Origin of the sequence: Plantibacter sp. PA-3-X8 (assembly GCF_003856975.1) — a bacterium.
Classification (GTDB): domain Bacteria; phylum Actinomycetota; class Actinomycetes; order Actinomycetales; family Microbacteriaceae; genus Plantibacter; species Plantibacter auratus.
On sequence record NZ_CP033107.1, the window covers coordinates 3428079 to 3440125 of the forward strand.

At 70.3% G+C, this 12047-nt stretch carries 9 protein-coding genes and 1 tRNA gene; 2 read left to right on the plus strand and 8 right to left on the minus strand.

Translation table 11 applies throughout. The features are described 5' to 3' along the window. Positions 1–18: 18 nt before the first annotated feature. The 8 genes from prfA to EAO79_RS16205 all read right to left on the minus strand — a co-directional run bounded on the left by prfA (position 19) and on the right by EAO79_RS16205 (position 11158). The gene (gene prfA / locus EAO79_RS16170) at positions 19–1098 is read right to left on the minus strand and encodes a peptide chain release factor 1 (protein ID WP_071262434.1); all 1080 of its coding nucleotides are present in this window, start codon (positions 1096–1098) and stop codon (positions 19–21) included. Positions 1099–1204: 106 nt separating this feature from the next. Beyond that, positions 1205–3424, minus strand: coding sequence for a transcription termination factor Rho (gene rho, locus EAO79_RS16175; RefSeq protein WP_124769593.1), 2220 nt, complete (start codon positions 3422–3424; stop codon positions 1205–1207). A gap of 232 nt (positions 3425–3656) precedes the next feature. Then, entirely contained in the window at positions 3657–4613 is a 957-nt protein-coding gene (thrB, locus tag EAO79_RS16180; RefSeq protein ID WP_124769594.1) for a homoserine kinase, read from the minus strand. 65 nt (positions 4614–4678) lie between these two features. Beyond that, entirely contained in the window at positions 4679–5998 is a 1320-nt protein-coding gene (locus tag EAO79_RS16185) for a homoserine dehydrogenase (RefSeq protein WP_079002763.1), read from the minus strand. After that, positions 5995–7401 (minus strand): diaminopimelate decarboxylase, encoded by a 1407-nt coding sequence (gene lysA, locus EAO79_RS16190; protein ID WP_124769595.1) that lies wholly within the window; start codon positions 7399–7401, stop codon positions 5995–5997. Before lysA ends, EAO79_RS16185 begins: the two co-directional genes overlap by 4 nt. A 323-nt stretch (positions 7402–7724) precedes the next feature. Continuing rightward, a complete protein-coding gene (locus EAO79_RS16195; RefSeq protein ID WP_124769596.1) occupies positions 7725–8492 on the minus strand; it encodes a DUF2993 domain-containing protein in 768 nt (255 codons plus the stop codon). Positions 8493–8595: 103 nt separating this feature from the next. Beyond that, positions 8596–10266, minus strand: coding sequence for an arginine--tRNA ligase (locus tag EAO79_RS16200; protein ID WP_064295369.1), 1671 nt, complete (start codon positions 10264–10266; stop codon positions 8596–8598). 58 nt (positions 10267–10324) lie between these two features. Continuing rightward, positions 10325–11158: a transglutaminase family protein gene (locus tag EAO79_RS16205; RefSeq protein ID WP_124769597.1), complete on the minus strand. Its 834-nt coding sequence runs from the start codon at positions 11156–11158 to the stop codon at positions 10325–10327. 90 nt (positions 11159–11248) lie between these two features. On the opposite strand from EAO79_RS16205, the gene EAO79_RS16210 reads away from it, so the two are divergent. Together EAO79_RS16210 and EAO79_RS16215 are read left to right on the plus strand one after the other, a co-directional pair. Then, positions 11249–11323, plus strand: a tRNA-Arg gene (locus EAO79_RS16210). Positions 11324–11378: 55 nt separating this feature from the next. Beyond that, positions 11379–12047: a 4'-phosphopantetheinyl transferase superfamily protein gene (locus EAO79_RS16215; RefSeq protein ID WP_124769598.1), complete on the plus strand. Its 669-nt coding sequence runs from the start codon at positions 11379–11381 to the stop codon at positions 12045–12047.

The following is a 12047-nucleotide window of genomic DNA, read 5'->3' on the forward strand; positions in this document are numbered from 1 at the left end:
CGACTGCGCTCTCGAGTGCTAGTCCTGGTCGCCGATGTCCGCCAGGCGCGCTTCCTCATCGGCGGTGATCGCCGATTCGATGATCGGCCCGAGCGCGCCGTTCATGACGCCGTCGAGGTTGTACGCCTTGTACCCGGTCCGGTGGTCGGCGATGCGGTTCTCGGGGAAGTTGTAGGTGCGGATGCGCTCGGAGCGGTCCATGGTGCGGATCTGCGTCTTGCGGGCCGCGCTGTCGAGTGCCGCCTGCTCCTCCTGCTGACGCGCGAGGATGCGGGCGCGGAGCACGCGCATACCGGCCTCACGGTTCTGCAGCTGGCTCTTCTCGTTCTGCATCGACACCACGATGCCGGTCGGCAGGTGGGTGATGCGCACCGCGGAGTCCGTGGTGTTGACCGACTGACCGCCGGGGCCGCTCGACCGGTAGACGTCGATCTTGAGGTCGTTCTGACTGATCTCGACCTCCTCCGGCTCATCGACCTCGGGGAAGACGAGGACACCCGTCGTGGAGGTGTGGATGCGGCCCTGGGACTCGGTGGCCGGGACGCGCTGCACGCGGTGCACGCCGCCCTCGTACTTGAGGTGCGCCCAGACCCCCTGCGACGGGTCGGTCGCGTTCGACTTGATCGCCACCTGGACGTCCTTGTACCCGCCGAGGTCGCTCTCGGTGCGTTCGAGGAGCTCGGTCTTCCACCCCTTGGACTCCGCGTAGTGCAGGTACATCCGGAGCAGGTCGGCGGCGAAGAGCGCGCTCTCGGCGCCGCCCTCGCCACCCTTGATCTCCATGATGACGTCGCGGCCGTCGTCGGGGTCGCGCGGGATGAGCAGACGGCGGAGCTTCTCCTGGTTGGTCACCAGCAGCTCTTCGAGCACCGGCACCTCCTCGGCGAACGCCTCGTCCTCCTTGGCGAGTTCCCGAGCGGCGTCGAGGTCCTCCTGCGTCGCCTGCCAGGTGTGGTAGGCCGCGATGATCTTCGACAGCTCGGCGTAGCGGCGGTTGATCTTCTTCGACCGCGCGGGGTCGGCGTGGACCGCCGGGTCGGCGAGCTGATCCTGGAGATCCTTGTGCTCGGCGACGAGCGTCTCAACTGATTCGAACATCGTTCTCTTCCTTCACCATCATGCGGCACCGGGGGCGAAACGGGACCGACCCCACCCGTTCCCGATGCCGGTGCGGCGCGGGTACGGATGGGGTCGGTCGGGACCGCTAGCGGTGGTTGTTCTCGTGTCCGTGGCTGTGCGAGGTCGGTGCGGGCATCGACTTCTGCATCTGGACGAGGAACTCCACGTTGGACGTGGTCTCCTTCAGCTTGCCGAGGACGACCTCGAGGGCCTGCTGCTGGTCGAGGCCGGCGAGGGCACGACGCAGCTTCCAGGTGACCTTGACCTCGTCGGGGGCGAGCAGCATCTCCTCGCGGCGGGTCGAGGACGCGTTGACGTCCACGGCCGGGAAGATCCGCTTGTCGGCGAGCTGGCGCGAGAGCCGGAGCTCCGAGTTGCCGGTGCCCTTGAACTCCTCGAAGATGACCTCGTCCATCTTGGAACCGGTCTCGACGAGCGCGGTCGCGAGGATCGTGAGGGATCCGCCGTTCTCGATGTTGCGAGCGGCACCGAAGAAACGCTTCGGCGGGTACAGCGCCGCGGCGTCGACACCGCCGGAGAGGATCCGACCCGAGGCGGGTGCGGCCAGGTTGTAGGCACGACCGAGACGCGTGATCGAGTCGAGCAGCACGACGACGTCGTGGCCGAGCTCGACGAGACGCTTGGCGCGCTCGATCGCGAGTTCGGCGACCGTCGTGTGGTCCTCGGCCGGACGGTCGAAGGTGGAGGCGATGACCTCACCCTTCACCGTGCGCTGCATGTCGGTGACCTCTTCAGGACGCTCGTCGACCAGCACGACCATGAGGTGGACCTCAGGGTTGTTGATCGAGATCGCGTTGGCGATCTGCTGCAGGACGATGGTCTTCCCGGCCTTCGGCGGGGCGACGATCAGGCCGCGCTGGCCCTTGCCGATCGGTGCGACGAGGTCGATGATGCGCTGCGTGAGCTTCGTCTGCTCCGTCTCGAGACGGAGGCGCTCCTGCGGGTACAGCGGGGTCAGCTTGCCGAACTCGACGCGGGCGCCGGCCTCGTCGACGGACAGGCCGTTGACGGAGTCGACCTTGACGATCGCGTTGTACTTCTGGCGGCTGCTGCTGTCGTTGTCGCGCGGCTGACGGATGGCGCCGACGACGGCGTCGCCCTTGCGCAGGTGGTACTTCTTCACCTGGCCGAGGGAGACGTAGACGTCGTTGGTGCCCGGGAGGTAGCCGGAGGTGCGCACGAAGGCGTAGTTGTCGAGGACGTCGAGGATGCCGGCGACCGGGATGAGGACGTCGTCCTCGGCGATCTCAGGCTCGACGTCGTCGTTCTGCACGGATCCGCGACGCTTGCGGTCGCGATAGCGGCTCCGGCCGCCACGACCCTCGGAGTCGTCGCCCGGTGCGCCCTGGTTGCCCTGACCGCCCTGGTTGCCGCGGTTCTGCCCCTGCTGCTCCTGCTTGGCGTCGGCCTTCTGGCCGCCGTCGGCGTTCTGGCCACCGTTGTTCTGGTTGCCGTTGTTCTGGCCACCGTTGTTCTGGTTGCGGCCTCGGCCACGACCGCGGCGCCCGCCGGACGACTGGCCGTCCTGCTGCTCGCCGTCCTGGGTGTCGTCGGCGTCCGTGTTCGCGGCGTCGTCGTTCGAGTCCTGCTCGGAGGCGTTCTGTGCGGCGCGGTTCTGCTCGCCGCCGGCCTGCTCGCCGGTGCCCTGCTCAGCCGTGTTCTGCTCGGCGTCGTCGGCGTTGCGGTCGCGATCGCGTCCGCGACCACGGCGGTTGCCGCGCGAACGCCTCGGCGTCTGCTCGGGGGTCGTTTCGTCGGCGCTCGGCGACTCGGCGGTCGCGGCAGCGTCATCGGACTGCTCGGCGGGAGCCGCGTCGGCCGGAGCGGACGGTGCCTCGGCCTCGACCGGGGCGGGCGCTGCAGCCGGCGCAGCCGGTGCCTCGACGACGGGGGCGCCGACGATCGGGGTCGCGTTCGGGGCGACGGTGGCCGTCGTGGCCCGGCGGGACTTGCGTCGCGCCGGCGGGGCCGCCTTCTCGGCACCGAAGGCCTGGTCGAGCGCGAGGTCGAGCTCGGGCAGCTTGGACTGCACCGGTGCCTCCGGCGCGACTTCGAGCGCGGAGACCGACTCGATCACGTCGGCGGTCTCGGTAGCCGCGGCGTCGGTGTCGGTGTCGGTGCTGTTCTGGATGTTCTGGATGGCTTCGACCAGCTCGCCCTTGCGGAGCTTCGAAGCTCCGGCCACTCCGAGAGCGGCGGCGAGACGCTGCAGGTCGGCGACCTTGAGCGTCTTCGGGTCGGCATCCAGCGAGACGCCTGAGGCGCCTTCGTTGACGTCTGTCACGTGTGTCTTCCTTCCCTTGCGTCGAGACAGAGCTGTCTCGCGCAGGCGGCGATCGCACCGGAATCCTGTGCGGCGGGTGGGTGATGTTCACACGACGCAGAGCCTGTGCGGATAGCCCGGTGCGACGACCCGGCGGAGCGCTGCTCAGCAGGATGGAAACACGGTGGGACCCGAACAGACGCGATCAATTGGTGCGAAAGCGATGATTGTGCGGAATTGCCCCGGAAGCCGGTTACGCCGAAGAGGCGGGGTGGGCCGGGTGCCCTCCCACTGTAGCACCCTTGAAGTCGACCGCGAGCATGAGCGACTGCCACGGCGTGGTGGCGTGCTCGGCGACCAGCGCAGTGGCTTCGAGGCGTCGTCCGGGATCGTCCGCGAGCACGAGGATCGACGGACCGGCGCCGGACACGACGGCGGCGAACCCGTGCTCGCGCAGCACCGTGATGAGGGTGTTCGTCTCGGGCATCGCGGCGGCGCGGTAGCTCTGGTGGAGCCGGTCCTCGGTGGCCGCGAGCAGGAGCTCCGGGCTCTGCGTGAGCGCGGCGACGAGGAGCGCCGAACGCGAGACGTTGAACGCCGCGTCGGCGTGTGGCACGTTGGCGGGCTGCAGGCTGCGGGCGAGTTCCGTGGACATCGTGTGCTCGGGGACGAGCACGAGCGGCGAGACCCCGCGATGCACGATGAGCTTCTTGTGCTGCGGGCCGTCGTCCGTCGTCCACGCGATCGTCAGGCCGCCGAACAGCGCCGGAGCGACGTTGTCGGGGTGACCCTCCATCTCCGTCGCGAGCCGGAGGAGGTCGTCCGGTCCGAGCTCGACCCGACCCTCGAGGAGCCCCTTCGCCGCCATGATGCCGGAGACGATCGCGGCGCCCGAGGAACCGAGGCCGCGGCCATGCGGGATGACGTTCCGCGCGACGACGTCGAGACCGGGGAGGTCGTGGCCGTAGGCACGAAGAGCGTGTGCGATCGCGGTGATCACGAGGTTGGACGCGTCGGTCGGCACCTCGCCGGCGCCGACACCGATGACCTCCACGAACACGCCAGGCTCCTCGCGGACCGTGACGGTCAGCTCGTCGTACAGGGCGAGCGCCAGACCGAGCGTGTCGAAGCCGGGGCCGAGGTTGGCGGTGGTCGCCGGCACCTTCACGGTGACGGTGCGTCCGATCGCAAGCGGTTCGGTGTGACTCATAGGGATGCCTGCAATCTGGTGAGAGGTCGTCGAGCGACGCGGTCGGTGGTCGTGCGGTTCGGCACCTACTCGGCTCCTTCGACCCGGAGCACGGACACGACCCGCTCGACGTGGGCGTTCGAGGCGAGCTGCTCGACGGTGGCCGCGAGGGCCGATTCGAGCGCCCGGTGGGTGCCGATGACCAGGGTAGCGGTCGACAGCGTCCCGTCCGAGGAGGCCACGGACTGCTGGAAGGTCTCGACCGAGACGCCGCCGTCGCTGAGGATCCCCGCGACCGCGGCGAGCACGCCGGGTTCGTCGGCCACCTCGAGGGTGACCTGGTATCGCGTCGTGACACGGCCGATCTCGAGGACCGGCAGGTCGGCGTGCGTGGACTCGCCGACACCGGGGCCGCCGGCGACGTGACGACGGGCCGCCGAGACGAGATCGCCGAGCACCGCGGAGGCGGTCTCCTTGCCACCGGCGCCGGCGCCGTAGAACATCAGGCTCCCGGCGTTCTCGGCCTCCACGAACACGGCGTTGTTGCCGCCGTGCACGGCGGCGAGCGGGTGCTCCCGACCGATGAGCGCCGGGTAGACGCGGGCGGACAGGCCCTCCTCGCCGGTCGTCTCGTCGACGATCCGCTCCGCGATCGCGAGCAGCTTGATGACGTAGCCCTCGCTGCGGGCGAGGTCGACCTGCGCCTTCGTGATCCCGGTGATGCCTTCACGGTGGACGGCCTCGACGGGGACGGTGGTGTGGAAGGCGAGACTCGCCAGGATGGTCGCCTTCTGCGCCGCGTCGTAGCCCTCGACGTCGAGGGTCGGGTCGGCTTCGAGGTACCCGAGCTCGCTCGCGACGGCTGCCGCATCCTCCATCGTGTCGCCGAAGCGGTCCATCCGGTCGAGCATGTAGTTCGTGCTGCCGTTGACGATGCCGAGCACCCGGTTGATGCGGTCGCCCGCAAGGCTCTCCCGCAGGGGTCGGATGATCGGGATCGCCGCGGCGACGGCCGCCTCGTAGTACAGCTGGGCGCCGACCTGCTCAGCGGCGTCGAACAGTTCAGGGCCGTGCGTCGCGAGCAGCGCCTTGTTGGCGGTGACGATGTCGGCGCCGGCGTTGATGGCCTGCAGGATGTGGCTGCGCGCCGGCTCGATGCCGCCGATGAGCTCGATCACGATGTCGGCGCTCAGGATGAGCTGCTCGGCATCGGTCGTGTACAGCTCCTTCGGCAGGTCGACGTCGCGAGGTGCGTCGACGTCGCGCACGGCGATGCCGATGAGCTCGAGGCTCGCTCCGGCTCGGGACGCCAGTTCGTCGGCGTGCTCGAGCAGCAGACGCGCCACCTGCGAGCCCACCGATCCGGCGCCCAGCAGGGCGACCTTCAGTCCGCGGTATTCGATCATTCCGTGTCCAATCCCGCATCGCGGCTGAGGAGGTCGTGCTCGGTCTCGCCCCGCACGATGACGCGGGCCGCGCCACCCGACACGGCGACGACGGCCGGGCGACCGAGGTAGTTGTAGTTGCTCGCGAGGGACCAGCAGTAGGCCCCGGTCGCGGGGACGGCCAGGAGGTCGCCGTCGCGGACGTCCGCCGGCAGGTAGTCGGCGTTCACGACGATGTCGCCCGACTCACAGTGCTTGCCGGCGATCCGGACGAGCGCGGGGGACGCGTCGCTCACGCGATCGGCGATCCGGACCGTGTAGTCCGCGCCGTACAACGACGGCCGGGCGTTGTCGCTCATCCCACCGTCGACGCTGACGTAGCGGCGGACGGCCGTCTCGCCCTCGTCGTTCCAGGCGACCACGACGTCCTTGATCGTGCCGACCTCGTAGAGCGTGATGCCGGCGCCGCCGATGATCGCGCGTCCCGGTTCGAAGGCGAGCTTCGGGATCCGGACGCCGTGGAGGTCGGCCGCAGCCTGGACACCGGCGAGGATGTCCGCCGCGAGCTGCTCGATCGGCGTCGGGTCGTCGGCGCTGGTGTAGGCGATGCCGAAGCCACCACCGAGGTTGAGCTCGGGCACGGGGCCGCCCTCGAGCAGGCGCGCGTGCACGGCGAGCAGGCGTGCGGCGGATTCGGCGAACCCGTCGGACCCGAAGATCTGCGAGCCGATGTGGCAGTGGAGTCCGAGGAAGTCGAGCGAGGCGTGGGACCGGATGCGCGCGACGGCGTCGGCGGCGTCCTCGAGCGGCAGGCCGAACTTCTGGTCCTCGTGGGCGGTCGCGAGGTACTCGTGCGTGTGGGCGTGGACGCCGCTGTTCACGCGCAGGCGCACCGACTGGACCCGGCCGGCGCGCTCTGCCGCCGCGGCGACGCGGTCGATCTCGGTGAGGCTGTCGAGCACGATGGCGCCGATCCCGACGCCCACGGCTCGCTCGATCTCCGCGACCGACTTGTTGTTGCCGTGGAAGCCCAGCTGGGCCGGATCGGTTCCGGCGGCGAGTGCGACGGCGAGTTCTCCGCCGCTGCAGATGTCGATGCGGAGGCCCTCCGCCGTCATCCACCGCGCGACCTCGGTCGAGAGGAACGCCTTCCCCGCGTAGTAGACGGCGACACTCGTGCCGCGGGCGGCCGCCTCACGCTCGAACGCCTCTCGCAGCGTGCGGGCGCGGGCCCGCGCGTCGTCCTCGTCGACGACGTAGAGCGGCGTGCCGAAGCGCTCCTGGAGCGCGCGGACGTCGACGCCGCCGAGCTGCAGGAGGCCGTCAGCGTCACGGGCGGCCGACGCCGGCCACACGGCCGGATCGAGCGCGTTCGGATCGACGGGCTCGGCGAGCCAGTCGGGGGCGAGGGGGTTTCTGGCCACGGGGGTGTCCTGAGTCCTGTTGAGCGGAAAAGGAGGTTCTCGTTGGGCGAGCGGACCCGGTTTGGCCCCTGAAGCACCGATTTGTAGAGCACCGAAGAAGGTGGATGCGCACGACCCGGTGGTTGGTGATCCCGGTCGTCCGCACCCATCGTCGCTCGGTTGGAACGACTGAGGTGGAACACGGGCCTGGAGGCCCGGCGGCACACCTCACCGCCCGGTCGGAGCAGTGGGTGTGTGGAAAGTCTAGCGAGACGCGCGTGCCCGTGCAGCATCGTGACGTCGGGTGGCCCGCTCCCCTCCGCCGCCGGGTGGCGGGGCGAGGTTCAGTCGCAGCTGCCGAGCGTCTGCAGCGACGCCTCGTCGAGGCGGAGCGTCGTCGAGGTCAGGGTGGCGGTCGCCGCCTCCGGCGTCACCGCGAGTCCATCGAGGTCGACCCCCTCCGGCAGGTATTGGGCGACGCAGATGCTGGGCGGGTCGCCCTGCAGGAAGCCGGTCACGAGCGCCCGTAGGTCGATGACGCCGAGGAGGCCGGTGTCGACGTTCACGGACGTCGGCATCAGGTTCACGCGGTCGGCCGTGGTGGTCGGTGCCACGGAGAAGTCGTACGGGATCGTGAACCCGAGGACGGTCGCCTCGCCTGCGTACCCGATCTCGTCGTCGCCGAGGGTGAGCGTGCCCGGGAGCCCGGCCGTCTTGGCGAGGTCCGCCGCTCCGGCAGCGTCGATCCTGATGGTCGCCACCACCCGACCGATGGTCTGCTGCGGGTCGAGGGGGACCCGGTCCGCGCTGACCCGGAGGTCCAGCGGGACGCCGTCGACGCTCGCGTCCGGTGCACGCAGGTCGACGTGCTCGAACGTTCCGGTGAGGTACTGGGCGATGACCGAGGCACCGCCGATCGACACGGCGACGTCCGCGTCGACGTTGTCGGGCAGACTCTGCTCGATCCGCGTCGCGACGCGCTCTTCGGCGACACCGCGCACGATCGCGTCGGCGATCAGGAACGCGCCGACGAGGACGACGAGCACCCCGACGACGATGACGATCGGAGCCCAGGGACGCCTGCGCTTACCCGACGGTTGCTGCTCACTCATGTTCCGAGGGTAGCGAACCGTCGTCGGCAGGAGGACGCCGCGAGCGCAGGACCGTTCCCGAGGAACCGTCCTGCGCTCGCGCGGATCTCCTGCTGTAGGGAAGCTACATGCGCTCCGGCGCGGAGACGCCGAGGAGCGCCAGCCCGTTGCGGATGACGGTGCCGGTCGCGTCGTTCAGCCAGAGGCGCGTGCGGTGCAGGTCGGTGACCGGCTCCTCCCCCATCGGGACGACCCGGCAGCTGTCGTACCACTTGTGGTACAGGCTCGCGGTCTCCTCCAGGTGCCGGGCGACGCGGTGCGGCTCGCGCAGCTGTGCGGCCTGCGCGACGATCCGCGGGAATTCCTGGAGGACGCCGAGGAGCGCCGACTCCGTCTCGTGGACGAGCAGCTCCGGAGCGAAGGCGCTGCGGTCGACCCCGGCCGAGGCGGCGTTGCGCGCCACCGAGTTCGTGCGGGCGTGGGCGTACTGGACGTAGAACACGGGGTTGTCGTTCGTCCGGCTGCGGAGCTGCTCCGGGTCGAGGGCCAACGGCGAATCGGCCGGGTAGCGACCGAGCGAGTACCGCAGGGCGTCCGTCCCGATCCAGGCCTGCAGGTCGTCCAGCTCGATGATGTTGCCGGCCCGCTTGGAGAGTCGGGCGCCGTTCACGCTCACGAGCTGCCCGATGAGCACCTCGATGTCGCGGTCCGGGTCGTCTCCGGCCGCGCCAGCGAGCGCCTTCAACCGGTGGACGTACCCGTGGTGGTCGGCACCGAGCAGGTAGATCTTGTGCTGGAAGCCGCGGTCGCCCTTGTTCAGGTAGTACGCGGCGTCGGCGGCGAAGTAGGTGTAGACGCCGTTGGAGCGACGGATGACGCGGTTCTTGTCGTCGCCGAAGTCCGTCGTGCGCACCCAGACGGCGCCCTCCTCGTCGAACACGTGCCCCTGCTCGCGCAAGCGGTCCACGGCCTGGTCGATGAGGCTCGTGCCGTCCTCGCCCGTCGCGTGCAGCGTGCGCTCGCTGAACCAGACGTCGAAGTGGACGTTGAAGCGCTCGAGGGACGCGCGGATCTCACCGAGCTGCAGGGCGTAGGCGCGTTCCCGCGCGACCTCACGGGCGTCCGGACGCTCGAGGAGGTCGGGGATCTCGGCCAGCACGGTCTTCGCGAGGTCGCCGATGTACGCCCCGGGATAGCCGCCCTCGGGGGTCGGCTCGCCCTTGGCCGCGGCGAGGATCGAGTCCGCGAAGGTGTCCATCTGGTTGCCGGCGTCGTTGATGTAGTACTCGCTGACGAGCGTCGCACCGGACGCGCTCAGGACGCGGGCCAGGGAGTCGCCGAGCGCGGCCCAGCGCGTGTGGCCGATGTGGAGCGGGCCGGTCGGGTTGGCCGAGACGAACTCGATGTTGATGGTCTGACCGGCGAGGCTGTCGTTGCGACCGAACGCGTCACCGGCGTCGACGATCACCTTCGCGAGCGCACCCGCGGCAGCGGCGTCGAGGCGCACGTTGATGAACCCGGGACCGGCGACCTCGACCGAGGCGACGCCGTCGACCTGCACGAGCGCGTCGGCGAACTCCTGCGCGAGCTCGCGCGGGTTCGCCCCCACGCGCTTCGCGAGCTTCATCGCGATGTTGCAGGCCCAGTCGCCGTGATCGCGGTTCTTCGGACGCTCCAGCACCACGTCGTCGACCGACACCGCGACCTCGTCGGTGATGCCCGCCGCCTCGCGTCGTCGTTCGACGATCGGAACGACGATGGCGTGCAGGGCGGAGGCGAGGTCTTCAGGAGTCACGAGGAGCGATTCTACCCGGGCGCGTCGCACCGGTGACACGGCGGCCTCGGGGCGACCGTCAGGCGAGCACGACCGCCTGCGCCGGGTCGTCGGCGGGCAGGACGTCGATCAGGGCGTCGATCCGCATGTCCTCGACGGTCACGTTGCCGTGGTGGTTGCTCAACCAGGCCACGTCCGCGGCGTCGCGTCCGGTGGCGATGCGGACGAGCGACTGCCGGGGAGCCAGGCCCGTCGCGTCGACCACGTGCCAGGCGCCGTCGACGAAGCCCTCGGCCACCGCGTGGAAGTCCATGGGGACGAGACCCGGGGCGTAGACCGCGGCGTACCGGGCCGGGATGTCGAGCGCCCGCAGCATCGCGATGGTCAGGTGCGCGAAGTCCCGGCACACGCCACGCCCCGCGGCGAGGGTCGACACCGCACTGTCCGACACGGTCGTGGAGCCGGAGACGTAGGAGAGGTGGCGTCCGACCCAGGCAGCCACCCATGGCAGCACCTGCAGACCGCCGGACACCGTACCGTCCTCGTGCAGGCGACGGTGCTCGAGGAGGTAGCCGAGCTCGGAACGCGCGAGCGAGAACAGCGCGTCCGACTCGCAGTACCGGCTGGGACGGAGGTAGGTCAAAGTCTCCAAGGCGTCCACGGGACGCGGCACGGCCTGCCCGACGACCACCGCCTCGTAGTCGACCTGCAACCGGCCGGGCTCGGCGATGACCCGGTGGAGTCGTGTGTCGTCCGGACCCACGATCTCGGTGACCGCGCACGGGCCGTCCGAGGAGTGCACCTGCAGTCGCTCGCTCGCCAGCGGGGTGCCGCCGGCTGCAGCGATGGAGAAGATGAGGTCGGCTCGATCGTGCACCCGCAGATCGAGCGACGCGGTCAGGGTGCGCTGCATGACCTCATTGTTCCACGCGACGGGCGACGCGGATCCCGCACGCCTCCGGTACCGGCGTGGGTCCCGACTCTGGTAGCTTGGACACGTTCCGCCTTCGTAGCTCAGCGGAAGAGCGCTTCCCTCCGGAGGAAGAAGTCGCTGGTTCGAATCCAGTCGAGGGCACCATCACCATCTCGCGAGGTCCTGCTTCGCATCGCTCCGACTCCGGGACGCGGGGGCCATGCACCGAGCCGATCCCCTCCCGCAGCCGACGGTCCGCTTCCTGCGCTGGGCCAGCGCCGCTGAGCTCGACCTCGCCGGCACGGCGGCCCGGCTGGACGCGTCCGCCCGTGACCGCCTCGACACCTCGTCCGCGACCGCGGCCCGGCGGTTCCTGTTCGGTCGCGCACTGCTCGTGCGCACCGTCGCGGAGACGATCGGCACCGACCCCGAGCAGATCGGGGTCACGGCGGTCTGCCCGGACTGCGGTCTCGCGCACGGACGACCACGGGTGCGCTTCGGAGACCGGACCGTCCACGTGAGCGTCTCCCACACCGCCGACGCCTCCGCGGTAGCGGTGTCGATCGAGCGCCCCGTCGGTGTCGACGTCGAACGGCTCGACGCGGCCCGGTTCGCCGGCGTCGAGGACGTCGCCCTCACCCCCGCGGAGCGGGAGCAGTGGCAGCGGCTCCCGGACCGACGACGCCTCCGGGCGCTCGCCGAGCGTTGGACGGCGAAGGAGGCCGTGACGAAGGCCCTCGGTACGGGCCTCACGACCGATCCCGCGACGATCGACCTCGGGCCGGATGCCGCACCACACGTCACCGAGACCGCGGGCCACCGCTTCGTCATCGACCACCCGGAGCCCGTGCCGGGATTCGTCGTCGCGACGGCCCTCCTGCTCCCCTGA

Excerpts from the sequence above, each read along its gene's own strand:
- prfA (WP_071262434.1), bottom strand. The coding sequence starts at position 1,098 with ATGTTCGAATCAGTTGAGACGCTCGTCGCCGAGCACAAGGATCTCCAG.
- thrB (WP_124769594.1), bottom strand. The coding sequence starts at position 4,613 with ATGAGTCACACCGAACCGCTTGCGATCGGACGCACCGTCACCGTGAAG.
- EAO79_RS16185 (WP_079002763.1), bottom strand. The coding sequence starts at position 5,998 with ATGATCGAATACCGCGGACTGAAGGTCGCCCTGCTGGGCGCCGGATCG.
- EAO79_RS16195 (WP_124769596.1), bottom strand. The coding sequence starts at position 8,492 with ATGAGTGAGCAGCAACCGTCGGGTAAGCGCAGGCGTCCCTGGGCTCCG.
- EAO79_RS16205 (WP_124769597.1), bottom strand. The coding sequence starts at position 11,158 with ATGCAGCGCACCCTGACCGCGTCGCTCGATCTGCGGGTGCACGATCGA.
- EAO79_RS16215 (WP_124769598.1), top strand. The coding sequence starts at position 11,379 with ATGCACCGAGCCGATCCCCTCCCGCAGCCGACGGTCCGCTTCCTGCGC.